Below are 26,285 nucleotides of genomic sequence, written 5' to 3'. Positions count from 1 at the left end.
GCAAATCCGCCGCATAATCAAACCAACCAGATGCGCCAGATCCTCTCTTAGCTCAGGCAGCCATCTGTCCCAAAATCCCTGACAACGGACATAGGTGCCCGTTCTGGTTTGGGCACGATCCCTTCGCGTTCGTAGTAGCGGATCGTTTCAATGCCGACACCGCTTTGCCGGGATGCTTCCCCAATCGCAAACATGTGAGTTTTCCCGTCTTGATCCTGTAGCGACTACAGAAGTTATACGAGAGGCTGACACTTCGACAACTCCAACTAGTCAAGGGAATGAAATGCAAAAGTACCTTAGCGTTAGTTATCTGGGGTCACTGTCAGCACTCGGCGTCGCGACTTGCTGTGTATTGCCCATGACAATGATGTTGCTGGGACTAGGAGGCAGTTGGCTGGCCATTTTCGGAAAGATCGCGGCGGCAAGCTACTGCGTATTGGCGATTTCGACGGCGCTTGTCGCTATTTCGTGGCTTTTATCTTATCAACGCGGTTCCCTAACAAAGTTGAAATGGTGGCTTTCGGGGACGACCGCAATCACCGCGTTAGCTTGGGTCGTCGTCTTTAACGAGGCCCGGATCAACGATTACCTGATAATGCAGATGTGAAACAATGACAGAGCAAACTGTAGTGCTTGAAAGCACCCTGACGTGCCCGAAATGCGGTCACAGCGAAACCGAAATAATGCCGACGGATGCTTGCCAGTGGTTCTATGAATGCAAGTCTTGCGCAGCGGTCTTGAAGCCGTTGGAAGGGGACTGTTGTGTCTACTGCTCCTATGCCACGGTGCCTTGCCCGCCGATCCAGAATGGCGATAGTTGTTGCGGATGACAAAGTCTGCTTTGGTCCGCAGAGGGGTTATTCGGACGATTTGCTGTGAAAGCCCGCTTTGAACCCAAAGTTGCCAGTGGTACTCAGGGCGCGAAGGTCTGCGATGCGCAGAAAGCGGACTTTGCAAAGTCTCGCCAAGGCACCAAAACGGACGCTTATCGCTGTCTCGTATGCAGCAGGTTAATATCCCAAAAATGATCGTTAGTCTTCTGTGCCGCTGACCCAAGCCACCTTCAAGTTTGGATCGAAGAGCAACGGTTTCACCTCTACTTGCCTAGTTCTAAGCCAGACAGGCTCAAATTCTCTGTTGTCCGCCAAAGCATCAAGGCTTGTATCGTGCGTAGTCGAAGTCCATATACACGAGGCTTACGTTTTTCTTTTTCGACCTGCTGTCTCCCCAATTCGGCGTTCAGTCTTTCGATTCAGACCGACCACGCCGAGTCGCCGCAATGATGCGGGCGGCACGTATTAGGAGACTTCCACCATGGCAAATGGCACAGTAAAATGGTTCAACTCAACCAAAGGTTTTGGCTTTATCGAGCCTGAAGATGGCAAGCGCGACGTGTTCGTGCATATCTCAGCAGTTGAACGTTCCGGCCTTAGCGAATTGAAAGACGGCCAAAAGGTTACTTTTGACGTCGAGGCTGGCCGTGACGGACGCGAAAGCGCCGCCAATCTGGCACTCGCCTGACCTTTTGCGGGCACCCCATAAGGGTGCCCGTTTGAACAATGGGCGACAATAGGCCGTCGGAGACCAAGTAAGTTGCAACCTAAAGACTGGACGCGGGTGCTCGCGCAATACCGTGTGCCCGATGCGAAGCGCAGTGTTTTTGAACTTGCGATCACTGTTTTCCCCTTATTCGCGCTATGGGCCCTAGCGTGGTTTGCGTTGTCATTTAGCGTCTGGATCGCAATATTGCTGGCCATCCTGAATGCCGCATTTCTGGTCCGTATCTTCATCATCATGCATGATTGTGGTCATGGATCTTTCTTTAGAAGCCGCAGCGCATGCAATTGGACTGGCCGGGTTCTGGGTGCTCTTACCGTTACACCTTATGACGTTTGGCGGCAAAGCCATGCGATTCACCATGCCTCAACCGGTAACCTTGATCGGCGTGGTATGGGTGACATCCCTACATTGACCATTGAGGAATACCTGAAACGGAATTGGTTCGGGCGTGCCGCGTATCGTCTGACCCGGAACCCCGTCTTCCTGTTCGGTGTTGCGCCGATCTATACGTTCTTTATTCAATACCGCTTACCTGTTGGCTTCATGCGGTCGGGCTGGCTGTATTGGGCAAGTGCGATGGGAACAAACGCCGCAATTGCAGGGTTCTTGGCTCTGATTTTATGGGCCGGAGGCTTTGAGGTGGTGGCGTGTGTTTTCCTGCCAACCGTGATTGTCGCATCATCGATTGGTATTTGGCTTTTCTACATTCAACACCAGTTCGAACACACGACCTGGGACCGGGAAGAGGGCTGGAACCTTCAGAACGCCGCGTTCTATGGTAGTTCTCACTATGCCTTGCCTGGCATCTTGCGGTGGTTCTCTGGCAACATTGGTGTGCACCATGTTCACCACCTCGCCAGCCGCATACCGTTCTATCGGCTAAACGAAGTTTTGCGTGACCATTCTGACTTGGAAAACTGCCAGCGTATTACTCTGTATCAGAGCCTTCATTGTGCGCGATTGCATCTTTGGGATGAAAAAAGTCAGCGCCTGATGACCTTTTCAGAGGCTTTGTCAAACGCCAATCCCAAAAAGAGCTTAGTGTAGTCTGGCGCGGACCAAATAGGCTTCAATAGTATCACCGCCGAGGGCGCGGATAGCCTCTAGTCGGTGAAGACCTTCAATCAGCACGAACCTTTTGTTGTCAGCGCGTATCTGGATCGGGGTCTTCTGGCCATTCTTCAGGATATCTTCGGCCAGCGTCAGAACTTTTTGTTGATCAAGCGTTTTCGCCCGTTTCACAGGTACATAGATCAGGTCGAGCGGATATGGTCTTTTCTCCAACATAAGCTACGTGAGCAACCTTTCGTGCATTTGTTCCGGTTCGAAGTTCGCTAAAGGAGCTGGGGCTGTAACGTACGTCATAGAACCGAACGAACAGCGTCGCGCAGTTCCTGATGCATAATCCAAGTTGCTGGCTCGTCGTCACTTTCGATGTGAGAAAATGCCAGGACCTGAGCGGCGCCATCATTCTGTACCGATCCGCCTTCGGGAAGTTCGAGCTCTAGATACTCCGCGATCAATAGACCGATTTTCTTAAAGACCTTGATTGAGGCCTCGCGCGATTTGTAACCGGCCGCCTGAGACAAGTGACCAATGGTCAGACCGTCCTTGCCTGCGATTGTAAGTGCTTTGAGCAATGTGACCTGCGCGGGGGTGAGCCTGATCTGGCGTAATGCCTCTGCATATTCTCTTTCACTAGGAACGAAGGTGCCGGAGTTTCCCTCCAAACGGCGTTGACCGCTACGCTTTCTGTCTCGTTCTTCGAGAATTTCTTTTAAGGCCTCAATGGCCAATGCTGGTGTTTCTCCAACTGCGTCGGCAATCATTGCCTGCGTTTTAGCCGGCGGCTTGGGAAATGCCCGTGCAACACTATTGCCGCTCAGAACGCCAGCCTTAATCAAGTACTTTCCAAATTCTTCCTCAATCACTCCTGATACGTCAGCGTTCCGCGACTTACGAACACTGCGGTCCTGAAACGCTCTTTGTTCCAGACTATGAGCTGACATCTTTGAACTGGGAAGAGTTACTTGAGGGGCATTTTTACGCATCAGAGAAACACCACGGTAATTATCGCTGCAACGCACACTGCTGACGCAATAGATAACTTAATCCCATAGGACCGGCGACGCGCCTTTTCGGCTTTGAGACTTTTACCCAGGTTTTCGTTAATCGAGTTATAGTTCACGGCTTAGTCCTTCCGGATTTGTCAGGCGACTTTGGTTTCCACTAACTTATTGTCGCGGCGCATTTTCGGTGCACTGGTCGTTCTGTCTCGTGAACGGCCGGTTACATTCCCAACCATCACCTCTTCGATTCAAATGAGCGTTTGAAGGGACAAGGATCGCAACGCACTTGTCCCGGTTTGCGCGAAAACCACGTTCGCATTTCCATCCGGAATAAGTTTTAGGCGCGAGGTATGCATGCTGTGGAACTGCCACAGGCTCACAGCCGCTATCCGCTGCCCTGTAACCTCTGATGCACACCCAACCATCCGCGCTGTTTTTGTCAGTCAGGCGGCCGTTGCGCGGGACATCTATCGCAACACAATCCTGGTTCTCTTTACGAAATCCCCAGTTGCAGTGTATTTCCTGCACGCCAAACCGGGTTTCGACGTATCCATTTTGAGGTGCCATCACTTCTTCACAGAGTTCTCCGACATTCTGAAAACCGTGATTGCATTCCCAGCCGCTGCCATAGGTGCTACCCGTCAAAAATGCGTTTTCTGGTAAGTCTGTTCTTTGGCAGGATCCGTTCTTGTTTTCGAAACCTTCGTCACAAACAGACCCATCGGCATTGCCCGCGACCTGAGCAGGAAGCTGCGTTCCTGAGAGAAACACCAAAAGTATCGGGATCAAACAAAGAATGCAGCGAGCAAACACGATGAATGAATGGTCGACACGGAGCCTGAGACCTGATCTATCGGGCATCAAGCACGCAATTTAAGAGCCATGTGTTGTTCATACTGCGCCTTCTTTCATGGGTCACGCGATGACTGGAGCACGTCAGGTGACAGTTGCAAATGCTTGCTAGGAACGAGCTCATAGCGAAGACCCCAGCGGAACCCGTTCCTATGCTGAGGCACATGCTACAATTAGTCTGAAGGCCATTGGATTATCGTAACCGGCAGCATCGCGGCGGCGAGTAATTTTTTACCAATGCACTCTTGTCGTTCCTAGTCTGTGAAGAGTCAAGGACGCACGCTCGTCAAGAAGCGTGTGCTGCGGAATGGTCAATTTTTGAGACCGGCGAGTTATTAGGTGGTTAAGATAATAACTGAGAGGCAAAATTCACTTTGGGGCAATTTAGGTTGACAATTCGGCTGTGAAATCGCCGGATTTCTTGGGCAACAATCTTGGAGGTGGTGAACGCTCGCCGCTCCAGCCTATTGCCGACACCGAACTAGGAGATTTGCAATTTCTATCGACAGTTTTGCGGACACTGAGATTGGAAGACACCTGGCCAACGCTGCACGTCGTTGCCGCATGGTTTTCTTCACTGGATTACCAGCATCAGGAAAGTCATTCCTGTTGCGTCAGCAGATATCCATTTCGGTCTCCTTGGGACGTCGCGTGCATATTATGCGTTGGGATACAGGTCTCGCGGCGTTTCAGACCGAAGATCTACTCGCTAGGTATCCAGATGTTTCGGATGGAACTCATCCGTTGATCCGAAAGGCTGCCGGGCTGTGGGGTCGGAGAGCCCTGGCGCGATGGCTGGCGGAGAATACCGACCCCACAGACTTGATTGTCGGAGAAGTCCCTATCATCGGAAACAGGTTTTCCGAGTTCATCCAGGCGCAGCCGGATCAGGTTGAACCAGCCTTAGCATCCGAGGAAACCACATTCATCTATCCCGTTCCTACTAAGAGCTTGCGTACCAATCTCGAAGCCTTCCGAAGGTCTACGTTTGCGAACCCAAAACATCCTGATGAGGCCAGAGATGCGCCTCCATCGACAATGGAACTGGCTTGGCGTTTGACGTGTGCCAAGGCCGCAGAATTGGGTTTGATCTCTGAAGCGGACAGTCATTCTCCGTACGAGGAGATGGTTTATGTGCGGTTTTTTGAGCACCTACTGCAACACCGAAACGCCATTAGAATTGGGGTCGATACGATTTATTCAAATGCCGGATCAGCCCATGATCTGGATGCGAACGTCTTAGAACTCAGTGCTAGCTCAGACGAAGTAAAGTACGCAATCGCAGAGGTAGAGACTACCTTTACAGTCGAAGCAGCCGCCCGAGAAGTTGAAAACTGGTATCGGGTGTAGCCTCGGACAAGGGTCTGTTCGGTTGGCATTTCGGAATTTGCAAAGCTTGGTTGCGAAGGTCCGCTTTGGGCTGCTGCTCGACAGACGGGTATCTGGCCAATCCGGGCTGGCCATATCCCGAGCCTGACAGAGGGAAAGGAAAGACTTCTTCGGTTGAGAGCAGACGGGCCAAATCCGGAGGCTTACGACTTTGCAGCTATTGTTTTTCTTAGAAAGCATCCAACAGTAGATTAGTGTTCTTGGCGCTAGGTCAGCAATTGACCGTTTGCCGTTGTTCTGGACTTGCACCTTTTTTGACCAGGTGACTATTGCATGCCTAGCATTGTTAAGCGCCGTGGTCAGCTAGGCGTAAGCAGTCACTCAAAATCTTTTGGCCGAATTGGAAAGTCGAGCCCAGGTCTGGCTAAATGCGAGTTGACATATGATTTATGTCAAAGAGTAGAACGTGCTCACATGCTAAATTTCGAATGTTAAATGGTGAAGCTGTTCTGAGCTCGCTGCTGCCTGTCCCCATCAATCGGTTTTGGGCCACAGGATAGCAAATGTTATTTGGTAAAGGACCGACGTTGACCGGGGGAAGATGTCGGTCCATTTCTGTTGTAGTAAACTCTCGTTTGGCAAAGGACCTCTGGCTTATGAGGCACTTTATGATCGTTGCAAGCATGGGCATTTCTTCGGTTGCGACGATATCTGCGGCAGATGAGTTTTTGGACCTTGGCAAAGACCTCTTTGTTGAGCATTGCGCCAGATGTCACGGAATCGATGCATCTGGAAAAGGACCTGACGCAGCTGATTTGAAAACAGAGCCTGCTGATTTAACAAAGATTTCCGAACGCAGAGGGGGTGTGTGGCCCATGTTGGAGGTCATGTCGATCTTGGACGGTTATTTGAAAGTTCAAGAACCTCGCGATGACATGCCTATAATCACAGAGTTGAACGACGGCCCTACTGTCGAATTTGATACGGGGAATGGTTTGGTTACGCGTATTCCTTCCAGACTAATCGAAATTGCTGAGTATTTGGAGAGTATTCAGTCTCCGAAGCCGGAACGATATGTTCCGTGAAGTTCTGCTTCGCAGTTGAGTACGCAAAAGAGTGCTGCGTTGGGCGGGTGCCGTAATTGCCTGGAAGCAACGAATATACGGATCGACTTGTAGACGATGCCGTCGCGGTCTGGCCTAGCTTGCTTCAATATCAGGTCTCGCGCTTCACAGCGGTCTAATCCAAGACTTCTTGTAGTACCTCACCGCTCGCACCATTAGGACGTGCCGTACTTAATAATGCAGACAGTGTGGATGCGATAGCAGTCGTACAAACCCGGCGTGCAACCCGTTGCGGTTTTAAGTTCGCTCCAGCAAAGAAAATCGGCACATGTGTGTCACCGCGCCACGGTGACCCGTGGGTGGATGTGACGGACAGACCATCGAAGTCCGCGATGAACCAGCCGGGTTTGAAGACAACGTATATGTTCCCGGATCGGGTCGGATTATAGTTGTTGCGGATCAGGCGCATGATGTCGGTATCGGGCAGGAGGTTTGCTTCGATAGCCGTACTAGGGACGGCGAATGCCACATCGGGAAAGGATAGAAGCTCTTCTGCAATAGCTGACTCCAGCGTGGGTAAATCAATATCACGGCGAGCCAATACTTCGGGGGCGATATTGAGATAGGGGTGATTATAACCCTCAAGCAGTTTCCCGGTGATCCCAAACCGCTCCTTAAGCCTGGCTATCTGTTCCGTCGGGTCCCATGTGTCCGGAGCAACAAGGCCAGTTTGGATGCCAACACTCTCCAAATAGCCCGGCGCATCGGTGGTGCCGTGGTCCGCCGATAGAACGGTCAAAACGTTTTCCAGCCCAATCCGTTCGTCGATAAACGCGAAGAGACTCATGAGAGTCTGATCGAGGCGGTATATCGTGTCCTCGGCTTCAAGACTGGAGGGGCCAAACACATGGTTGACGTAATCCACGGACGAGAAGCTAATCGCCAGATAATCCGTTACCGCGTCTTGCCCGATATCCTCGGCAGTAATCAATCGTTTGGCAAATTGCGCCGTCAGATCGTCGCCAGCGGGGCTAAGCGTTAAAAAGGTCGTAAAGTAGGGATTTTCCAGCGGGTCAAACCCATTTTGCGTCGAAGAATAGCGATGAGGAAAGGTTATGCCGAACCCGGCGACATCCGTCTCCCATGGTTGGTTGTCGCGGTCGCCAAAGAGATAGGCTTCATTTGGGTGCATCAACTCCCAAGAGGTTCCTTCAAAGGAGGCGCTCGGCGATGCGTCATTCCATGAGGAAACCCAATCTGGGTATTTGTCATAGTAATAGGAGCTTGTGACAAAACGATTTGCGGCTTTTGAGAACCAGAAGGCTTTGCCGCTTTGTCCCGCCATTGTAATTGCCCCACGGTCTTTGATTGAAACTCCAAAGACTTTGGCCGCACCAGCAGTGGAAGCGCTTAATTCGTCCGAAAGCGTCGTAACAAGCATAGCGCGTGGTGACCGGCCATCTGTGCCAGCTGCCGCCTGTGTTGGGTCAATTTCAATATCGTCATTGACGCCAGCGCCATCTCCAAGAAGCGGAGCGGTGCTGTCTTCAACGTTGTAGACAACGCGGTCCAAGACTCTGTCGAACCAGATGTTTCCGATCATCCCGTGTACTGCCGGAGTTGCCCCGGTCGCCAATGTGGCGTGTCCGACAACCGTCTCTGTATTGGCATGGCAATGATGGGCGTCCAGATAGTGTACACCGTTTTCTAGTAAATACTTAATGCCACCCTCCCCAAGATTCTCAAAGTAGCGTGTCGGCAGATCGCCCCGAAACGCGTCAACGGTCAGCTGCAAAACGAGACGAGGAGGTTCTTGCGCATACGCAGGAGCGACTGCAACCAACCACAAAGACAAACAAACTCTCAGTGTTTTGGTCATAGTGCTTCCTTTCGCTGTATTGCGCAGCAGGTCAGTCGCGACTGCAATTGCGCGCTAGAACAACCCTCTTCAATACCAAACTGATAGCAAAACCGCTTCACGTCTACTTCTTCCAACCCATCGCGAAAGAGCCTGCAACACTCAAACCGGTGTTCATACAAACAATTGCTTGGAACTGAGGTGACCGGATCGGTTTTGATCCAAAACAAGGCTTTGAGTCTTTTGAGACACTAGACTCTGCGCCAGAAACCCAGTTTCAGGTGAAAGCTATGACCAAAAACCTATCGGTTTTTCTTTTTTTGGCTGGTTTAGTAGTTGCTGGTGCATTGCTGTATGTCGTTGTTGCCGAGGATGGCGATGAATTGCCGGTCGGATTTGTGCAAGGAAACGGGCGGGTTGAAGCGGAACAAGTCGAAATAGCACCAACTAATGCAGGTCGGGTTGCAAAGGTAACGGCAACAGAGGGCAGTATGGTTGCAGCCGGTCAAATCCTGGCCGAAATGGACATAGACGAGCTATCTGCGGCCCTAGACCGTGCTAGAGCCGAAGTAGCCTTGGCAAATCAGACAAGGGCCGAAGCAGAAGCGCTCGTAGTGCAACGCGAAAGCGAACAGCGCAGGGCCGAGCAAGAGCTTGATCGTGCCACGGCGTTGCTGGCAGGACAAAACATCTCCAAAACTATTTTTGAAGATCGCGATACCACTCATAAGGTTGCTACAGCAGTATTGGGCGCCGCCAAAGCCCGAGTTGCAACCGCAGAAAGCCGTATTGCTGCCGCTGAGGCGGGAGTGCGCAGGATTGAGGCACAGATTGAAGACAGCGCTCTAGTGGCACCTTTGCCCGGACGCGTGCTTTACCGGCTCGCAGAACCCGGAGAGGTGGTTGGCGCGGGCGAACCAATCCTCACTATTCTTGGCCTTGAGAATGTTTACATGGAAGTCTTTCTTCCGGCGCGTGAGGCCGGACTTTTGCCCATTGGAGCTGAGGCTCGCATCGTGCTCGACGCTTTGCCGGAATATGCGATACCTGCATACGTGAGCTTTGTTTCTCCCGAGGCACAATTCACCCCCAAACAGGTCGAGACCCTGGATGAGCGAGAGCAACTGGTTTTTCGTGTTCGCGTCCGTATCCCAATAGACTTGGTTGAAAGTCGGATTGAGCACGTCAAAACCGGTCTGCGCGGTGTCGCGGTGATCCGGCTTAACCCATCCGTTGCTTGGCCTGAGGCGCTTGAACAACGCATCCCAGCAGAGCTGTTCGAATGAGAGTAGAGGACGGAACCTACGATATTCGAATTTCAGGTGTTACGCACCGCTATCGCAAGCATGTCGCATTGGATTCTGTTTCGTTGGAATTGCCAGCCGGCCAGCTGGTTGGCTTTATCGGGCCGGATGGGGTGGGAAAGTCCACACTGCTTGGTTTGATCACCGGCGCAAAGAAACTGCAATCCGGCAATATCGACGTTTTAGGCGGCCCGATTGGCAATTCTGGCCATCGACACAGCGTTTGCCCAGCCATCGCTTTCATGCCGCAAGGGCTGGGTCGAAACCTGTATCCGGAGCTATCTGTGCGCGAGAACCTCGAGTTCTTCTCAGGTCTCTTTGCTCAAGGGCATTCAGAGCGGGACGAACGTATCGCAGCGCTATTGGCTGCGACAGGGCTTGCGCAGTTTGAAGACCGTCTGATGGGCAAGCTCTCGGGTGGGATGAAACAAAAACTAGGTCTTTGCTGTGCGTTAATCCATGACCCCAAGCTTTTAGTTTTGGATGAGCCAACGACCGGGGTCGACCCGTTGTCGCGTCGGCAGTTCTGGGCTTTGATTGATGCAATCCGAGCAAAAAACCCTGAACTGTCGGTATTGGTTTCAACGGCGTACATGGAAGAAGCCGACGGTTTTGACCGGATTGTCGCGATGGACGTGGGTCAAGTCATCTTTCATGGGAAGCCCGCCGAATTGAAAGGGAGTGATGACGACCTCGAAATTGCATATCGGCGTCTGAGAGCACGGGAGTTGCCTGTCGAACCGGCGGGGAAAAACAAAACGAATGGGAAGATCGAAGCAAGCCCAGTGATAGTTGCGCGTGGACTGACACGACGCTTTGGTGATTTCACGGCCGTAGACAACGTCGACTTCACAATCAATCGCGGAGAGATATTCGGGTTTCTAGGATCAAACGGTTGCGGCAAGTCCACGACAATGAAGATGTTGACTGGCTTGTTACCATCCAGCTCAGGTGAAGCACTGCTGTTTGGCAACCCTGTCGATGCATATGACCGAAAAATGAGGCGTGAAATAGGCTACATGAGCCAGGCCTTTTCCTTGTATGGCGAGTTGTCGGTCCATCAGAACCTACAATTGCATGCGCGGATATTTGCAATTGCCAACCGAGAACAACGTGTTTCGGAACTCACTGAGCGCTTTGGGCTCGAAGAGCACCGGCATACGTTGGCGACGGCACTGCCTCTAGGGATCAAACAGCGACTGTCGCTAGCCGTAGCAGTGATCCACCGTCCGCGGGTGCTAATACTCGACGAACCAACATCCGGTGTGGATCCAGAGGCGCGCGATTCCTTCTGGGACTTGTTGACTGAGCTTTCGCGAAATGAGTCGGTAACGATCTTTGTGTCCACTCATTTCATGGGTGAGGCGGAACGCTGTGATCGCGTTTCGTTTATGCATGCTGGTAGAGTTCTAGCGGAAGGTACTCCGGCTGAACTGATCGCCGTCGAAGGGGCGAAAAACCTTGAAGACGCCTTCATTTCGATATTGGAAGCAGCAGAAAAACCAGTCTCTGTTGTCGCGCCAGAGGTCGGTTTTAGGGCCAGATCCCACGCCGGGGGAGGAGCGTTTTCTCGTGTATTGGCTTATACGCGGCGCGAGACCGTTGAAGTAGCTCGTGACCCGGTGCGTCTGGCTTTCGCGTTTCTGGGTTCTGCTATTCTAATGTTGGTTTTTTGCTTTGGAATTACGCTGGATATCGATGAGCTTGAATTCGCGGTACTTGACCTTTCTCAGGGGCCGGAGAGTCGTGCTTATGCGGCTGAATTCGCCGGATCGTCCTACTTTAAAGCCACATCGCCGCTGCAAAGCGCCAGCGAAGGGCGCGACCGTCTAGTGTCAGGTGAGGTCTCTCTGGTTGTTGAGTTACCACCTGACTTTGACCGAAAGATGAGTACGGGTGAACCAACCCAGATACTTGCAACTGTAGACGGTGCTATCCCATTTAAGGGTGAGACGGTTGAAGGTTATGTTTCCGGATTGCACCAATCATTTCTCGCGGAAAATGCCCTTAACAATGGCAAAAGCCAGATAGATATCGCCAAGATCGAACCCCGGTTTCGCTACAATCAGAGCTTTGAGAGCATCGCCGCGATGGCTCCAGCAATGCCTGCTATCTTACTGATTATGTTGCCAGCTGTTTTGACTGCCGTAAGCGTAGCAAGGGAACGAGAACTGGGGTCAGTTGTCAATTTCTACGTGACACCAACCACGCGGCTTGAATTTCTAGTCGGCAAACAAATTCCTTACATTTTGATCGCCTACGCAAATTTTCTGCTTTTGTCCGGAATGACCGTTTTTCTTTTCGGGGTGCCGCTAAAAGGAAATCCTTTCCCTTTGGCTGTTGGTGCCCTTCTTTACGTTTGGGCAACGACATCCTACGGGCTGTTGATCGCTACAATGACATCCAGTCAGGTGGCCGCGACATTTGCAACTGCCATCGCCTCAGTTGTCCCAACAATCCAGTTCTCAGGCCTGTTGCAACCTGTTTCAACGCTTGAAGGAGGCGCACAAGTGGTGGGCTCACTTTGGCCTTCCTCATATTTCCTACACCTAAACGTTGGTGCCTTCACTAAAGGTTTGGGTTGGGAGGCCCTTGCGCCGGACATTCTGGCCCTCGCCTGCTTCGGACCAGTTCTGACACTGATCGCAGCCGTATGTCTTCGGGCGCAGGAGAAGTGAATGCAACGCTTCTACTGCATATTCTGGCTAGGTTTGAAGGAAGTGATGAGCCTGCGCCGTGATTGGGTGATGATGGCATTGTTGGTCTGGTCCTTCACGCTGGCCCCGATCATGGAAGCAACGGGAGTGGCAAGTTCTGTAAACAACGCCTCGATAGCGTTTGCGGATGAAGACGACTCGCCACTTTCTCGAGCACTTGCCACAGCGTTTTTCCCACCAGAGTTCCAACCGGTCGTCCAAATCGAACCCGGAAAAGGACCTGCGTACATGGATGCTGGGCGCTTTATTTTCGTTGTGGCTGTGCCCCCCGGTTTCGAAAAGGATCTGCGCGCAGGGCGCAGTCCGGAGATTCAAGTTCTTATTGACGCAACCGCCATGGAACAGGCCGGTATTGGTGCAAACTACATCACCAGTATCTTGAGCGCTGAAATACATCGCTATGCAATTGGTATCGATCTAGTAGATGCTGCCTCAATCAGTGTCATTCTTAGAAGCGCCTTCAACCCAAATAGAGATACTGTACGTTTTGCTGGTATCGTTGCTTTGATCGGCCAGATCATGTGGCTCACAACTATATTGACCGGAGCGGCAATGATTAGAGAGCGAGAGCACGGGACCATTGAACATCTCCTGGCCATGCCTCTTGCTCCATTTGACATTGCTATTGCCAAAATTTGGGCGAATGCAGCAGTGGTTTTGGTCGCGGCTGGTCTTTCACTAACGTTTGTGATGCAGGGTTCTCTGGGTATTAGTATCGCTGGATCCAAGATGTTGTTTTTGGTTGGCACGGCGTTGTTTCTTTTTACTGCGACGGCGCTTGGGGTGTTTCTGGCAACCATTGCACGCTCTATGGCGCAGTTTGCGCTTCTGGTTATGTTGATTGTGCTGCCAATGCTAATGCTTTCAGGTGGAGAGACCCCAATTGAAGGGCAGCCGGCGTGGTTGCAGGCAGGTACTTTGGTTCTGCCGTCACGCCACTACATGTCAGCAAGTCAGGCTATTGTTTTCAAAGGCGCTGGTATTGAGACTGTCTGGCCGGAATTCGTTTGGATGACGTTGTTGGGAACGGCTTTGTTGTTAATGAGTTTACGGCTTTTTCGGCGTTCTCTTGCGCAGATCAGCTAGCGCTCCAATCTGTTGGCTTTGACAGATTGGAGCGCTAGCTACTCCGCCTCTGAAGACAGTTTGGATATCTGCTGGTCAGAAGTCAGGGCATCAGCGACTGTATGAGCGTTAGCCTAGATATCTCTAGTCATGTTCGTACTATAACCGACGTTAGGTGCTAAGTGATAAGCTTGCGACGCAGTCTTTCAAAGCGGTTGTTCGCGGCCGGTATTTGGTCCAATTCAAGCTGAGCTCGCATGTGCCAAAGCAGCGTTCAAAAGCGGTCTCTTAAAGCATTACTAGCGGCTTCTTCCTACTTTGAAACTTTGACTTCGATGAGTTCTGGCTACATTCCAGAAAGCCCAGCGTTGGTATTCAATAGAAACTGGCGGAAAATTGGGCTGCTAGCCGCCCCAATGCCACGAGCGTTTTCCCCAACCGCTGCGGCCTCCACGACCGGAGGAATCAAACCGCGTTTGTCTTGGTTGATTAAGTAACGGCGAACCCTTGACACCAGTTCTTCCCGAATTTCAGGCGGGAACGCGCCATCGATAAAAATGGCCTCGAAGTCGATGACAGCACAGATTGAAAGAGCGGCCTTAGCTAATTCTTGCGCCGTGGTGCCAATCCATGGTTCTACATAGCGAGAAATGCTGCTCCAATTCTGCGGCTTCTTCCATAGAATCCCCGGGTCGACACCCGCTTCTATCAATCGGTCCTCAAGCAAAAACAGCGACGCCGTGTCGATCAGTTGCTGGCTCTCACCCAAAGGACCGGTCGTGCGCATGGCGCCCAATGCACCGGCATTGCCTTGGTTGCCTTCGAACACGGTGCCGTTCAATGCAACACCGCCGCCGATCATTGAGCCAATAAAAAAGTAGAAGTAGTCACGGTATTCTGCCCCACGCCCATAGAGATGCTCTGCGTGACATGCGGCTGTTGCGTCGTTGACCACAAAAACCGGCAAATCGCTGAACTTGGCGACCTCGGAAAAGAAATTCACGTTTCTCCAAGACCGAAATTTTTTTGCAGCAAGCCCAGACAGATCGTGCCATTTCCAAAGTTCAAATGGGGTCCCGATACCGATCCCACAAACACGATCACGAAGCCTTTGGGGCTCGTGGGACAGAAGCGTTTCCAAACCAGTCTCCAAAAAACCGAAAATGACCTCTGGTAGCGGATAGTCATAAGTCGTGGAAAGTTGGCGGCGCGGCGTGCCAGTAAAGTCGATCAAGAGCAGATCGGCGCTACGCCGCCCGATCTTCATCCCAACCGACAAGATGCCTTCCGGATTTAATTCCATAGGGATTGAGGGCTTTCCAACCTTCCCGCGCAGTGGGGTTCCACGCTTGAGAATTGTGTCTTTTTCAAGCTTGCGCAAAATGATTGATACGGTCTGAGGAGACAGGCCTGTCAATCGCGCAACGTCGGCGCCTGCGGCGGGCCCATGGCGTTGTAAAACTGTCAAAATCAGACGTTCGTTGTGATCGCGAACCCCGCTTTGACTTACCCCACCGGTCAGTGTGTTGAGCGCCTCTCTTTCCATAAGCCTGAACATAAACACCTTATTTTCTTATGAAAAGGTGCTTAGGTAAATTAATAAATAAACTTTATTTATTTATTGACAGAAAGGCTAGAATCACAGTTTCTTAAATTAGACCTTCATTGGAGGATGAGGGCGAGTCTCGTTGGCCTGCCATGCGGGGCATCAACAATTTTCTGGGAGGACTACATGAAAAATCTATTCAAGATAGCCGCATCTGCTACCGCGCTTACGGTGGCTGCCGCATCTGCCCACGCGGCCGGAGAAACCGTTTGTCTGATCACGAAGACAGATACCAATCCATTCTTTGTAAAGATGAAGGAAGGCGCAACGGCCAAGGCTGAAGAGCTTGGCATGACCTTGAAGGCCTTTGCCGGTAAAATCGACGGCGACCATGAAACTCAAGTTCAGGCCATTGAAACTTGTATTCTCGACGGCGCAAAGGGAATTCTCCTGACGGCTTCGGACACAAGTTCGATTGTGCCCGCTGTTCAGCAGGCGCGTGATGCTGGCTTGCTGGTTATCGCTCTGGACACGCCACTAAGCCCGATTGATTCCGCTGACGCAACCTTTGCGACAGACAACTACAAAGCTGGCCTATTGATCGGGCAATGGGCGAAGGCAAAGATGGGCGACGCAGCGGCTGACGCAAAAATTGCGACGCTTGATCTTAACGTCAGTCAGCCAACCGTGGACGTTCTCCGCAATCAGGGCTTCCTCGACGGCTTCGGTGTGGACCTGGCAGACCCCAATGTCATCGGTGATGAATCTGATGCACGATTGGTCGGCAGTGACGTGACCGACGGCAACGAAGAAGGTGGGCGCCGCGCCATGGAAAACCTTTTGGCCAAGGACTCGACGATCAACGTTGTTCACACGATCAATGAACCGGCAGCGGCAGGTGCTTATGAGGCTCTGAAATCCATTGGGCGTGAAAACGATGTACTGATCGTATCGGTCGATGGTGGCTGCCCCGGTGTACAAAATGTGCAGGCCGGAGTTATTGGAGCTACAAGTCAGCAGTATCCGCTTTTGATGGCTTCGCTTGGGGTTGAGGCTGTTAAAAAGTGGGCTGAGGAAGGCGTAAAGCCAGAAAACACGCCCGGAAAAGACTTCTACGATACCGGAGTCGCTCTCATCACGGACCAACCTGTTGATGGCGTGGAATCGATTTCGGTCGCCGAAGGCTTGGAGCTCTGCTGGGGCTAAATCAGACCTAATGTATGAGGCGCATGAGAGCGCCTCATCACTCCTTTCACCAGCAAACCGAAACTTCCTGTACACTCATCTCGTGGGCATTACATCGCCCGCGAAAAGGGGGAGATATGTCCGAAGCAAACCAGAGCGCCAAGGAATTTGAATCCGCTGCCAGCAGGACAGAAACTGTTGCAGCTTTTGAGGACCATCGGCGTGGCGTTTTGGGGAGGTTGCAGCATCTTCTCCACGTCAACCCATCTTTTGTGCCGCTTATCGTTCTGGTCGGTGCGATTTTGATTTTCGGACTGCTATTGGGATCGAAGTTCTTCTCGCCTTTTGCCATGACCTTGATCCTCCAGCAGGTTCAGATCGTCGGAATCGTGGCCGCAGCTCAAAGCCTGGTTATTCTGACCGCCGGCATCGATCTGAGCGTCGGCGCAATTATGGTATTTTCTTCTGTTATCATGGGGCAGTTCTCTTTCCGATACGGCATTCCAGTGCCAATCGCTGTAATGTGCGGGCTTGCGGTTGGAACCTTGATCGGAGCACTGAACGGCTGGCTTGTCAGCCGCGTTAAACTTCCCCCCTTCATTGTCACACTAGGGATGTGGCAGATCGTACTGGCGACTAACTTTCTGTATTCCGCGAACGAGACTATTCGCAGTCAGGATATCGAAGCCAACGCTCCCTTCCTTCAATTCTTTGGAACCAAGTTCAGCATTGGTGGAGCGACCTTTACTGTCGGCGTCATTTTCATGCTCGCCCTGATTTTTGTGTTGGCCTATGCACTTAAACACACGGCTTGGGGAAGGCACGTCTATGCCGTGGGTGACGATCCTGAGGCGGCCGAACTATCAGGTGTCAACGTCCATCGAACACTCATGTCCGTCTATATGTTGTCTGGCTTGATTTGTGCCTTCGCGGGCTGGGCTCTGATTGGGCGCATCGGATCAGTCTCGCCGACGTCCGGCCAATTGGCCAACATTGAAAGCATCACTGCTGTTGTGATCGGAGGTATCTCTTTGTTCGGTGGACGGGGGTCCATTCTGGGGTCACTATTCGGCGCACTGATCGTCGGCGTGTTTACTCTTGGGCTAAGGCTGCTCGGCGCAGACGCGCAGTGGACCTTCCTGTTGATCGGTCTTCTCATCATCGCAGCGGTCGCAGTCGACCAGTGGATCAGAAAGGTATCGGGCTAATGTCAGACACAACTCCAGTCGTCCAAGGGCGCGGGATCGTGAAGCGCTATGGCCACGTCACCGCCATCGACCATTCCGACTTTGAACTGCGGAAAGGAGAAATCCTTGCAGTTATTGGGGACAACGGTGCGGGTAAATCTTCCATCGTCAAGGCGATTTGCGGGGCCACCATCCCGGATGAGGGCGAGATTCTGATCGAAGGGAAGAAGGTAAACTTTACCTCTCCAATCGACGCCCGCAATATGGGTATCGAAATTGTCTATCAACAGCTTGCCATGTCTCCTGCCCTTTCGATTGCGGACAACATGTTCATGGGGCGCGAGATCCGCAAAAAGGGGTTCATGGGCAAATACATGCGTCAGCTCGACCGGCCAGCTATGGAGAAGTTCGCCCGTGAAAAACTGACCGAGCTTGGCCTTATGACAGTGCAGTCGATCAATCAGGCAATTGAGACGCTGTCTGGCGGCCAGCGTCAAGGCGTTGCCGTTGCGCGCGCAGCCGCCTTTGCGACCAAATTCATCATTATGGATGAACCGACGGCTGCTTTGGGCGTGAAGGAAAGCCGCAAGGTGCTTGAGCTGATCCAGGACGTACGGGCGCGTGGTATTCCGATCATTCTGATCAGCCACAACATGCCGCATGTCTTCGAAGTCGCTGACCGAATTCATGTGCACCGGCTCGGTAAAAGGCTCTGCACGATTGATCCCAAGGACTACACGATGTCCGACGCCGTGGCCTTTATGACCGGCGCCAAAGAACCACCAAAAGAAGACGCCGCGTGATCGAACAGGATGCAAAGCGCGTGTGCGACCTGATCTTCTCCCGGAAGCAGGTTGGGGTTCGGACGATTGTCGCAATCTCCGGCCCCCCTGCATCCGGAAAGTCGACCCTGGCAGAATCCGTTGTGCAATTGCTGAACGCAAAACAGAACTCGGCGGTTCCTTTAGCCACGTTAGTGCCTATGGATGGCTACCATTTAGACAATCGTGTACTTGAAACACGAGGATTTCTGGCGAGAAAAGGCGCGCCAGAAACCTTCGATGCAATTGGGTTTTGCAATGCAATAAAAAAGTTACAATCCGCACAGCATGAATCATTTCACCCCAGATTTGACCGTCAAATGGATCTCGCCATTGCCAACGCGATTGCGGTTCACCCCGACACTCGGACTGTTGTTGTTGAAGGGAACTACCTTCTGATGGATAGCGACCCGTGGAGAACATTGGCGGATGTCTATGCCGCAACGGTTTTTGTCAGCCCAACTTTGGAAGAACTCGTAAAGCGGTTGCATCACCGCTGGATCAAGCATGGATTTGATCCGAAAACCGCGTTGCAACGCGCGAAAACGAACGATCTGCCCAACGCTGAACGTGTCATCCGTGATAGTCGGAAAGCCGATCTTACACTGAACCAGAATTACACCGAATTCGGGATGCGCTACGCATTCTGAGTTTGCGCATTGGATTCACCCATCCGTTAAAGCAGCACCTCTAGGCGGGTTTTACTGCGTCCCATCCATGTAGATCCGAATCGAGCCGAATTTCTGCTTGATCTGGCCGACCGATGGATAGCTTTCCTCACGCCGGTCGCAGTGCTTCTTGATCGATTCAAAGCACTCGGTGACAATCCGAACCCAGCCCAGATTGTCTTTTCCGAGGTGCTTCTCAACGGAGCCGCGGATGTCATCATAACCGAAGGTGTTAGTCATCTGCCGGATCCCCGGTTCTAGGGGGTCGGATTCTTGCACTGAAGCGATTTCCTCTAGCGCGGCAATGAGACGATGCAGGCCTTTTTCTGCCTCTGCCGCCACCGTCAATTTGAGAGCAGAGAAGTGTTCGTCCGGTAAACCATTCCCTGCTTTATGCTTCCCAAGCTGGAGAGGTGATGACACCTCAAGGTCGCTTTGGGTTGATTGATGATCCTGAAACCTTCGACATCGCGCCTTTCAAACCCAAATCGATCTCATTGCATTGGGAGTTCATGTACACTCGGTCGCTTTTCGGGACTAGAGATATGAATCGTCAAAGCGAAATCCTGAATCAGGTCGCCGGGTTGATAGATGATGGAAAGATCATATCCACAGCGACCGATACACTTGGTACAATCAATGCTGCAAACTTAATGAAAGCGCATGCTATCCTTGAAAGCGGAAAGGCCAAAGGAAAGCTCGTGCTTGAGGGTTTTTAGATGAGAATTGAACGGCTGGATCATGTGAACATCGTGACGACTAGGTTGCCTGACATGGTTGCTTGGTATGAAGACGTCTTGGGTTTGAAACTCGGGGCCCGCCCTGAGTTTCCGTTTCCCGGAGCTTGGTTGTATGCGGGTGATCACGCAGTAGTTCATCTTGTGGGTCACGAGGGAACGCCAAATGTCGGCTCCGAAGTGAAGCTCAAGCTCGAGCATTTTGCACTCTCAGCCACAGGGTTGAGAGCATTTGAAGAAAAACTGATCTCGTGTCAAATCCAGTATCGCAAAACTGATGTCCCGGGGGCTGGAATGGTCCAAATCCATGTGGCCGATCCTGATGGAAATCACATTCACATAGACTTTGAAGAAATCGAGTAAGGGATAAACACTCGAAATAGTCGGAACGCAAAACTAAGCTCGTAAATTCTTGCCGATTAGTGATCGAGATCATTACCGAGTTGCTTCCAAGAATTACCCGGACCAACATTTTTGGGCGGTACAAGCGTAGAATTGGAGATCAGCATGCTGGACCTCGAAACCAACAAGAAGAATGTCATTGCTTTCTACGAAATGATGTTCAATGAGTGTCGGCCTGCGGAAGCCATAGATATCTTTGTTGGTGATACCTATACGCAGCACAACCCGCATGTTGGCGACGGCAAGCAAGCCTTTGTCGAATATTTCGAACGCATGGCCGCCGAATATCCGGGAAAGCGTGTGGATATCAAACGTGCGTTTGCTGAAGACGACCACGTTGTTCTGCATTGCCACCAAATCTGGCCCGATGGTCTCGAGTACGCAGGTATCGATATTTTTCGCCTGGATGCTGAAGGTAAGGTTGTCGAACACTGGGACGTTCTTCAGGAGGTTCCGGCAAACAGCGAGAATGACAATGGCATGTTTTGACTTAACCGTTCTGACAGTGGTGCACGGAACTTCGAAAGGTCCTGTCGGCTAAACCACGATAGTCAAAGGGTATAAGTCTGATCCAAGAAACCCGCCGAAGCGTATCTATCAAGAACCTTTTAGAAAGGAGATAAATATGCTCCCGAAGAGTATTCTCGCGGCGACCCTTGGATTATTTGCAGCTACTTCGCTTCAAGCTGGTGTACAAATTCACTTTATTGAAGGCGCACCCAAGGACCGCTTTGTTCTGACAAATGTCGGAGCTTGCAAAGTAGAAGCCTCGACCCTCAAAATTGACTTGTCGAAATCTGCGGGACGTCTGATTTTCGACGTTACTGAAAAGGGTGCGGGCGTCGAGGTCTTCCAGCCTCTCGAATTCGTTGAGGGTGCGGATGCTCTGCGGCAAATTCCAGCGGTCGTGGACGGGCAAGATACAATAGAACTTGAAATCGCCTCCCTCGCAGCCGGGGACACACTCGCCTTTACCATCGATGTCGATGATACTATCGGGCAACGCGAAATCACTGTTACAGGCTCGGAGATCGAAGGCGCCACGGTGTCTTATACCGTTGCGGAAGAGACCAGTACTGCGACCTTCTCTTCGGACGCGCTTGTAAACGTGACGACCAGGGACTGCTGAAAGCCATCCTACAATGTCGAATTGGTTGATCCGCATAGCATTCCTCGCGCTTATGTTGGGAGGCGGCATTCTGATCGGAACACTGACCGCACCTGGCGAATGGTATGCGCAGCTCTCTAAACCGGCTTTCAATCCATCAAATTGGATTTTTGGGCCGGTTTGGACGGTGCTTTATGTGTTGATCGCCATGGCGGGTTGGCGTCAGTTTGAAGCAGATCGAAGCTCGACCGCCATGAAGCTGTGGTGGGCGCAGATGAGTTTGAACTTTTTGTGGTCGCCAGCCTTTTTCGTAATGCAACTGCCGTGGTTTGCCCTTGTGATCATTGTCGCGTTGTTGGCTGTGATCGTCATGTTCATTGCTCGGGTCAGGAATTCAGATCGGGTTTCCGCACTGGCTTTCCTGCCGTACTTTGCATGGGTCGCATTTGCCACGGCGCTGAACCTCTCCATTGCGATACTGAACTGACAAGGAACAATATGCGTGCAAACTTCATCGGGCTTGTTTCAGGTTTTGTTATCATCGGATGCACAATGGCTCAGGCTGATGAAAAACTGACTGAAGACTTTTCCAAGTCTCCGGAGAGGCGTTGGGACTACGTTGCCGACACCGTCATGGGAGGAGTTTCCTCAGGACAGGTGCAGTTTCGTTCGGAAGGTGGTGTTGAATTCGCGCGGCTGACCGGAACCGTGAGTACAGAAAACAACGGGGGCTTCATCCAGTTCCGACGCAAGTTGTCTGAGCGACTGGATGAGGCTGTATCAGGCGTCAGGCTATTGGTACGGGGAAACGGCGAGCAATACTTCGTTCACCTCAGAACACGTGGCACGGTGCTTCCGTGGCAATACTACCAGGCCGCGTTCGCAACTTCTGAAGACTGGACCGAAGTCTATTTGCCTCTGTCAGGCTTCAAGGCTTCAGGTGCCATGTTGCGCGCTATTCCCGATGCGGAAGCAATAACCTCAGTTGGGGTTGTAGCCTTCGGGCACGATCATGAGGCCAGCGTAGATGTCAGCGAGATTGGTTTCTACTGAAGGTCGCCCGGGTGCAACGCTCCAATCTTCGTTGAACCAGCCAGATCAGGCGACTCAAAAAAAGCATGCGACAATGCAAATCCAATAGCCTTTGCTCATCCTTTGCAAGCGACTAACTTGGGTCCATGGAAGAAGTCACTCGACTAACCGAATGGATGATCACAGAAGGTCGTCGCTCCGGCGATCCTGTAAAAGTGGTGTCACACTTTTGTTCCTCCTTGGTCGAAGCCGGAGTTCCGCTGTGGCGAGTTAACATTGGCCAGCGCTTTGCCAATCCACTGCTTATTGCTTGGGGCGTGGTTTGGACGCCCAACGGCACCGACAGCTACGATGTCACCCATGAGACGACGTTGACGGATGGTTATGTCGGGAGCTCATTTGAGTATATTCTGGCGAATAGAAAGCCGCTTCACAAAAGTCTCCAGCAACTGGACTCAGAAACAGAGCATTCATCCTATTTGGAGTTTGCAGAGCAAGGCGGCACCGACTACTACGCTACTTTGCTTTACTACGGTGATGGATCGCTGCATGGTTGTACGTTCGTTACACAGGTGCCGGATGGATTCTCGCCGGAACATCTAAGGCTAATTGAAGCGGTCTTACCTGCCCTATCTTCCGCTCTTGAACCTGTGACGATGCGAAAATCGTCTAAAGGTCTACTTCGAACCTATTTAGGAGATGGACCTTCTGAGGCAGTCTGGAGCGGCAACATCAAGCGCGGTGAGCGAACAACTCTGGATGCCGTGGTTATGTTCTCTGATCTGCGAGGCTTTACGGCACTTTCCGAAACCTCTACGGAAGAAGAAGTTTTCGACACGCTCAGCGACTATTTTGATCTGGTGGTCAACGCCGTGGAAGACAACGGTGGAGATGTCCTCAAGTTCATGGGTGATGGCATCCTGTCGATCTTCACAATTGAAGCTCAAAAAAACCATGCCGACCGTTGCAGAATGGCGGCTCTTGCAGCGCAGAGTGTGCTGAGTGGTTTGAAAGCTCTCAACACTAGACGAGACGAGTTCCAAAATCCGCCCTTAGACATTGGAATTGGGATCAACGTTGGGCAGGTCAGTTATGGTAACATAGGCAGTCCCGGCAGGCTTGATTTTACGGTTTTGGGCGGTGCGGTGAACGTCGCAAGCCGAATTGAAAACTTAACAAAATCAATTGGTCAGAGAGTGTTGGCGACGTCAGCCGTTGCATGTGCTACACCGAACATGTTCGTTAGCTGTGGGGATCACGAAATACGCGGCCTTGCTCAGCCCATTGAGCTGTTCTTTCTCACTGAAGGGGCGCAATAATCTGGTACAGTAGTTTTAAACAACATACCTTTCCGGGAGCATCCTGTGTGTTTGCAAGAACCATAGCCTTACTGATCTGCGCTGGGGCTTTTCCGGCCACGGCATTGGAGCTTCGCGAAACTGGGCGCTACGAGCTCAACCAACCCGCAAGTCTTGACTACGATCCGACGTTTTGTGGGTTGTGGATTGCGAACGAAGGATCAGAGGCCATTCTCGTTACGTTGCAAGGTGATGAGTTGCGCCGCATATCCAGCGATCTTTTCCGTATCAAGGCAATTGCTATCGAAGGAGATCACTTGTTGGTAGGCGACGGTCTTGGCAGCCTCCAACGTGTCACGAAGGAAGGAGTCACTTTAGGAACACCCTTTGAACTTGAAGGTGGATTTGCGGATACCGAAGGGATCGCGATCAATGCAAAGGGGCAAATCGTGACCGTAGAAGATGATCCGGAACGGTTGTCTTGGTTCACTTCAGAAGGCGTCCTTACGGCAAGGTTGGATACCATGAAGCTCTCTCCCCCCTTAAGCGAGGCACAGGGCATCGCAATTGACCCACGAACCGGTCACATGTTGATCGTTGATGACTGGGAAGGGTCAAACAGCCTGTATGAGTTCACGGCAGATGGCCAACTGCTCGCCCAGCAAAGCCTGTTGGAATTCGGAACTGACCCGGAAGGCATCGCCATTAGGCCGGGATCTAACCAACTGTTCGTGGCGTTCGACGGTGGCGCGAAGATTGTGACATTTGACTACACACCCACCTTGCCTGAAGGATCGCCGCCGCTGCCGCCGGGCGCGGATTGCATGATGTTCTGAGAGCTTTTCTGTTTGCTTGGGTCGACGCAAGTTTCCGCTAGTCGCGCTCGCTGTCCAAAGTTTCGCGTATAAGCGTCAGATTAGGCAGCGTTTCACGAAACAGCTCAGGCCCGAGTTCGGACAACACCGGACCGAGGGCTACCGACATCCGGTCCATACACGTTTCCAAAAACTCAGCGCCTTGCGGCGTGGACCGGGCAATTTTCGAACGCTTGTCATTGGGGTTGGTTTCAAGGGTAATCAGGGCATGACTTTCTAGGCTCGCGAGCATGTGCGTCATCGACGTCTTGGGCACTTGAAAAGCGTTCGACAGCTGTAGTGGCGTTTCCCCCTCGGAGCGCCGGACCAGGTGGCCCAATATGCCAAATTGGGTAGCGGTCATTCTGCCAGGTAAGAACGCTTCAAGCTTGGTCGAGATCAGCTGGTTGATGATCCCGACCTCGGTGAAGAACCGGTAGACTTCGTTGGTCTCATCTTCAGGCTTCATTCAGAATTCGTGTCTCCAGAGGCCAACGGGGCGTGGCAATTGGTTCAGGCCCATACCCCAAACGCAACAACATTTGCACCGTGTGGCCTGGTGACGCAAGAAGCTCATGCGCAAGATCGTATTCATCGGCCATCTCGGGATATTCCTGAAGGGCCTGACTGACCGGATGCACGCCCAGACCCATTTCGGTTGTCTTCAGGTAGAAACGCATCAATTGACGTCCGGCTTCGAGTTGATCGCTTCGCGTGTTTGTAGCTGTCGTGAGGACTGCGTATTGCGCCGTCGCGTCTAGCATAGCGAAGTAGCCTCGCATGTGAGACTGAGTGCCTGGGTGGTCAACATTCATAAGGGTCTCATTGTCCAATAGGCCAGTAAGTCGCAGCGTTTCCAGCATGGGATCGCGTAACTCAATCCCGTCGGGGTTGGCGTTGATTTCTGCTTTCCCGATCCGCATGAGGTCGACGGATTCTTTCAAGGTCTGCGGTGTTCGCATTTCGATTTCGAAAGCGCGTTTCGTAAGGTCTCGAATACGGGTCACCAAATCTTCATCGGTAATCAGGGTGGCGTAGTTTTCAAGGACCGACACTTCCGTCTCGGACAGCCGCTGTTCAGTGTACGGTTCTTTGTTGGAATGCCGTTTGAGGATTTGATCTGATAGTGGATCGGGTGCTCCGCCAGAAACAAACACTGCTTCTGCGATTGGTCCGTCATCCCCATCAGGCAGTAACTTGACCTCGGTATCAAACCCGAGAGCACCTGCCGCCAGGACCATCGTCTCAACAAATGCGCCGAGGCCAATATAGAGCTGGCGGTGGTAAGGATCGGTTTCCGGAAGCTCGCGATCTGTATCGCGGTGGATGCGAACCTTGTCTTGCCCAACCAACTCGACCAGCCAAGGTTGCAAGTTGTGCGGGTTAGGGGCGAGAATCGCGTAGGACAAAGCGGCTTTGCGTGGGTCGTCATATGGTTGTGGCGTCCACGGAGCCAGCGCGTCATGCGGTGTGCGTGTCGCTAGGAACCCAACCGCGCCCGTTGCCGCCAGTATTGTGCCTCCGCCTAGAATCTTGAGAAAACGTCTTCGATTTGGCATCTTGAGTCTCCAGTAGTACGATATCGTACTAATATAATCCGAAATCGTACTATTTCAACTCCATTCATGC

At 52.0% G+C, this 26,285-nt stretch carries 31 protein-coding genes; 22 read left to right on the top strand and 9 right to left on the bottom strand.

The genetic code is table 11. The annotated features are described in order from the left end of the window. Nucleotides 1-47: 47 nt before the first annotated feature. On the bottom strand, nucleotides 48-194 hold the full coding sequence (locus tag ACR0DX_RS19150; protein WP_480847098.1) for a MerR family DNA-binding transcriptional regulator: 147 nt from the start codon (nucleotides 192-194) through the stop codon (nucleotides 48-50). 89 nt (nucleotides 195-283) lie between these two features. Between ACR0DX_RS19150 and ACR0DX_RS19145 the strand changes: the two genes are divergently transcribed. The 4 genes from ACR0DX_RS19145 (at nucleotide 284) to ACR0DX_RS19130 (ending at nucleotide 2,607) form a co-directional block, all read left to right on the top strand. Further along, nucleotides 284-607, top strand: a complete 324-nt coding sequence (locus ACR0DX_RS19145) for a hypothetical protein (protein ID WP_170353734.1) — start codon at nucleotides 284-286, stop codon at nucleotides 605-607. A gap of 4 nt (nucleotides 608-611) precedes the next feature. Continuing rightward, nucleotides 612-830 carry a GDCCVxC domain-containing (seleno)protein gene (locus ACR0DX_RS19140; RefSeq protein WP_083828990.1) on the top strand — a complete coding sequence of 73 codons (219 nt, stop codon included), beginning with the start codon at nucleotides 612-614 and terminating at the stop codon, nucleotides 828-830. A 484-nt stretch (nucleotides 831-1,314) separates the two neighbouring features. Further along, nucleotides 1,315-1,521: a cold-shock protein gene (locus ACR0DX_RS19135; RefSeq protein WP_170328727.1), complete on the top strand. Its 207-nt coding sequence runs from the start codon at nucleotides 1,315-1,317 to the stop codon at nucleotides 1,519-1,521. A 114-nt stretch (nucleotides 1,522-1,635) separates the two neighbouring features. Continuing rightward, the gene (locus ACR0DX_RS19130; RefSeq protein WP_480847095.1) at nucleotides 1,636-2,607 is read left to right on the top strand and encodes a fatty acid desaturase; all 972 of its coding nucleotides are present in this window, start codon (nucleotides 1,636-1,638) and stop codon (nucleotides 2,605-2,607) included. On the opposite strand, the gene ACR0DX_RS19125 is transcribed toward ACR0DX_RS19130, so the two are convergent. The 3 genes from ACR0DX_RS19125 to ACR0DX_RS19115 form a co-directional block, all read right to left on the bottom strand. After that, entirely contained in the window at nucleotides 2,599-2,847 is a 249-nt protein-coding gene (locus ACR0DX_RS19125) for a ParB N-terminal domain-containing protein (protein WP_170353732.1), read from the bottom strand. The genes ACR0DX_RS19130 and ACR0DX_RS19125 overlap by 9 nt on opposite strands. Before the next feature lie 74 nt (nucleotides 2,848-2,921). Further along, nucleotides 2,922-3,611: a hypothetical protein gene (locus ACR0DX_RS19120; protein ID WP_170353731.1), complete on the bottom strand. Its 690-nt coding sequence runs from the start codon at nucleotides 3,609-3,611 to the stop codon at nucleotides 2,922-2,924. Nucleotides 3,612-3,794: 183 nt separating this feature from the next. Further along, nucleotides 3,795-4,490, bottom strand: a complete 696-nt coding sequence (locus ACR0DX_RS19115; RefSeq protein WP_170353730.1) for a hypothetical protein — start codon at nucleotides 4,488-4,490, stop codon at nucleotides 3,795-3,797. A 555-nt stretch (nucleotides 4,491-5,045) separates the two neighbouring features. Between ACR0DX_RS19115 and ACR0DX_RS19110 the strand changes: the two genes are divergently transcribed. The 3 genes from ACR0DX_RS19110 to ACR0DX_RS19100 all read left to right on the top strand — a co-directional run bounded on the left by ACR0DX_RS19110 (nucleotide 5,046) and on the right by ACR0DX_RS19100 (nucleotide 6,895). Continuing rightward, nucleotides 5,046-5,831 carry a DEAD/DEAH box helicase family protein gene (locus ACR0DX_RS19110; protein WP_170353729.1) on the top strand — a complete coding sequence of 262 codons (786 nt, stop codon included), beginning with the start codon at nucleotides 5,046-5,048 and terminating at the stop codon, nucleotides 5,829-5,831. 27 nt (nucleotides 5,832-5,858) lie between these two features. After that, nucleotides 5,859-6,065, top strand: coding sequence for a DUF3291 domain-containing protein (locus tag ACR0DX_RS19105; protein WP_170353976.1), 207 nt, complete (start codon nucleotides 5,859-5,861; stop codon nucleotides 6,063-6,065). A 413-nt stretch (nucleotides 6,066-6,478) separates the two neighbouring features. Next, a complete protein-coding gene (locus tag ACR0DX_RS19100; RefSeq protein WP_170353728.1) occupies nucleotides 6,479-6,895 on the top strand; it encodes a c-type cytochrome in 417 nt (138 codons plus the stop codon). Between the two features lie 154 nt (nucleotides 6,896-7,049). Here the strand turns inward: ACR0DX_RS19100 and ACR0DX_RS19095 are convergent, their stop codons facing one another. Further along, nucleotides 7,050-8,753, bottom strand: a complete 1,704-nt coding sequence (locus ACR0DX_RS19095; protein WP_170353727.1) for an alkaline phosphatase family protein — start codon at nucleotides 8,751-8,753, stop codon at nucleotides 7,050-7,052. Between the two features lie 269 nt (nucleotides 8,754-9,022). Here ACR0DX_RS19095 and ACR0DX_RS19090 point away from each other — a divergent pair, with 269 nt between their 5' ends. From ACR0DX_RS19090 to ACR0DX_RS19080, 3 genes are read left to right on the top strand one after another with little or no spacing between them, the layout of a single operon-like run. Beyond that, entirely contained in the window at nucleotides 9,023-10,018 is a 996-nt protein-coding gene (locus ACR0DX_RS19090; protein WP_170724065.1) for an HlyD family secretion protein, read from the top strand. Then, a complete protein-coding gene (gene rbbA / locus ACR0DX_RS19085; protein ID WP_480847090.1) occupies nucleotides 10,015-12,714 on the top strand; it encodes a ribosome-associated ATPase/putative transporter RbbA in 2,700 nt (899 codons plus the stop codon). The genes ACR0DX_RS19090 and rbbA overlap by 4 nt, the downstream gene beginning before the upstream one ends. After that, nucleotides 12,715-13,839, top strand: a complete 1,125-nt coding sequence (locus ACR0DX_RS19080) for an ABC transporter permease (RefSeq protein ID WP_170353725.1) — start codon at nucleotides 12,715-12,717, stop codon at nucleotides 13,837-13,839. 325 nt (nucleotides 13,840-14,164) lie between these two features. Here ACR0DX_RS19080 and ACR0DX_RS19075 read toward each other — a convergent pair whose 3' ends face one another. After that, the gene (locus ACR0DX_RS19075; RefSeq protein ID WP_170353724.1) at nucleotides 14,165-15,364 is read right to left on the bottom strand and encodes an ROK family transcriptional regulator; all 1,200 of its coding nucleotides are present in this window, start codon (nucleotides 15,362-15,364) and stop codon (nucleotides 14,165-14,167) included. Between the two features lie 186 nt (nucleotides 15,365-15,550). Here ACR0DX_RS19075 and ACR0DX_RS19070 point away from each other — a divergent pair, with 186 nt between their 5' ends. From ACR0DX_RS19070 to ACR0DX_RS19055, 4 genes are all read left to right on the top strand, one after another. Then, complete coding sequence (locus ACR0DX_RS19070) at nucleotides 15,551-16,570, top strand: sugar ABC transporter substrate-binding protein (RefSeq protein ID WP_170353723.1); 1,020 nt, start codon at nucleotides 15,551-15,553, stop codon at nucleotides 16,568-16,570. A 116-nt stretch (nucleotides 16,571-16,686) separates the two neighbouring features. Continuing rightward, on the top strand, nucleotides 16,687-17,757 hold the full coding sequence (locus ACR0DX_RS19065; RefSeq protein ID WP_170353974.1) for an ABC transporter permease: 1,071 nt from the start codon (nucleotides 16,687-16,689) through the stop codon (nucleotides 17,755-17,757). Further along, a complete protein-coding gene (locus tag ACR0DX_RS19060) occupies nucleotides 17,757-18,539 on the top strand; it encodes an ATP-binding cassette domain-containing protein (protein ID WP_174825670.1) in 783 nt (260 codons plus the stop codon). Before ACR0DX_RS19065 ends, ACR0DX_RS19060 begins: the two co-directional genes overlap by 1 nt. Further along, a complete protein-coding gene (locus ACR0DX_RS19055) occupies nucleotides 18,536-19,207 on the top strand; it encodes a nucleoside/nucleotide kinase family protein (RefSeq protein WP_170353721.1) in 672 nt (223 codons plus the stop codon). The genes ACR0DX_RS19060 and ACR0DX_RS19055 overlap by 4 nt, the downstream gene beginning before the upstream one ends. A 51-nt stretch (nucleotides 19,208-19,258) precedes the next feature. Here the strand turns inward: ACR0DX_RS19055 and ACR0DX_RS19050 are convergent, their stop codons facing one another. Continuing rightward, entirely contained in the window at nucleotides 19,259-19,648 is a 390-nt protein-coding gene (locus ACR0DX_RS19050) for a hypothetical protein (protein ID WP_170353720.1), read from the bottom strand. Between ACR0DX_RS19050 and ACR0DX_RS19045 the strand changes: the two genes are divergently transcribed. The 8 genes from ACR0DX_RS19045 to ACR0DX_RS19010 all read left to right on the top strand — a co-directional run bounded on the left by ACR0DX_RS19045 (nucleotide 19,642) and on the right by ACR0DX_RS19010 (nucleotide 24,638). After that, nucleotides 19,642-19,944 carry a zinc-binding dehydrogenase gene (locus ACR0DX_RS19045; protein WP_170353719.1) on the top strand — a complete coding sequence of 101 codons (303 nt, stop codon included), beginning with the start codon at nucleotides 19,642-19,644 and terminating at the stop codon, nucleotides 19,942-19,944. The genes ACR0DX_RS19050 and ACR0DX_RS19045 overlap by 7 nt on opposite strands. Continuing rightward, nucleotides 19,945-20,325, top strand: coding sequence for a VOC family protein (locus ACR0DX_RS19040; RefSeq protein WP_170353718.1), 381 nt, complete (start codon nucleotides 19,945-19,947; stop codon nucleotides 20,323-20,325). It abuts the gene before it with no gap. Nucleotides 20,326-20,469: 144 nt separating this feature from the next. Next, nucleotides 20,470-20,853 carry a nuclear transport factor 2 family protein gene (locus ACR0DX_RS19035; protein ID WP_170353717.1) on the top strand — a complete coding sequence of 128 codons (384 nt, stop codon included), beginning with the start codon at nucleotides 20,470-20,472 and terminating at the stop codon, nucleotides 20,851-20,853. Between the two features lie 136 nt (nucleotides 20,854-20,989). Then, entirely contained in the window at nucleotides 20,990-21,493 is a 504-nt protein-coding gene (locus ACR0DX_RS19030) for an aggregation factor core (protein ID WP_170353716.1), read from the top strand. Between the two features lie 13 nt (nucleotides 21,494-21,506). Further along, nucleotides 21,507-21,959, top strand: coding sequence for a TspO/MBR family protein (locus ACR0DX_RS19025; protein WP_170527297.1), 453 nt, complete (start codon nucleotides 21,507-21,509; stop codon nucleotides 21,957-21,959). A gap of 11 nt (nucleotides 21,960-21,970) precedes the next feature. Continuing rightward, nucleotides 21,971-22,525 carry a CIA30 family protein gene (locus ACR0DX_RS19020; protein ID WP_170353714.1) on the top strand — a complete coding sequence of 185 codons (555 nt, stop codon included), beginning with the start codon at nucleotides 21,971-21,973 and terminating at the stop codon, nucleotides 22,523-22,525. 125 nt (nucleotides 22,526-22,650) lie between these two features. Continuing rightward, entirely contained in the window at nucleotides 22,651-23,823 is a 1,173-nt protein-coding gene (locus tag ACR0DX_RS19015) for an adenylate/guanylate cyclase domain-containing protein (RefSeq protein ID WP_170724067.1), read from the top strand. Between the two features lie 47 nt (nucleotides 23,824-23,870). Further along, nucleotides 23,871-24,638 carry a hypothetical protein gene (locus ACR0DX_RS19010; RefSeq protein ID WP_170353712.1) on the top strand — a complete coding sequence of 256 codons (768 nt, stop codon included), beginning with the start codon at nucleotides 23,871-23,873 and terminating at the stop codon, nucleotides 24,636-24,638. A gap of 37 nt (nucleotides 24,639-24,675) precedes the next feature. Here ACR0DX_RS19010 and ACR0DX_RS19005 read toward each other — a convergent pair whose 3' ends face one another. Both ACR0DX_RS19005 and ACR0DX_RS19000 read right to left on the bottom strand, forming a co-directional pair. Then, nucleotides 24,676-25,125, bottom strand: coding sequence for a MarR family winged helix-turn-helix transcriptional regulator (locus ACR0DX_RS19005; protein ID WP_480847084.1), 450 nt, complete (start codon nucleotides 25,123-25,125; stop codon nucleotides 24,676-24,678). Continuing rightward, a complete protein-coding gene (locus ACR0DX_RS19000; protein WP_170353710.1) occupies nucleotides 25,115-26,215 on the bottom strand; it encodes an Acg family FMN-binding oxidoreductase in 1,101 nt (366 codons plus the stop codon). The genes ACR0DX_RS19005 and ACR0DX_RS19000 overlap by 11 nt, the downstream gene beginning before the upstream one ends. Nucleotides 26,216-26,285: the final 70 nt, after the last annotated feature.

It is taken from the genome of Ruegeria sp. D3, assembly GCF_056534465.1.
This window is presented reverse-complemented; position numbering and strand designations above follow the sequence as displayed.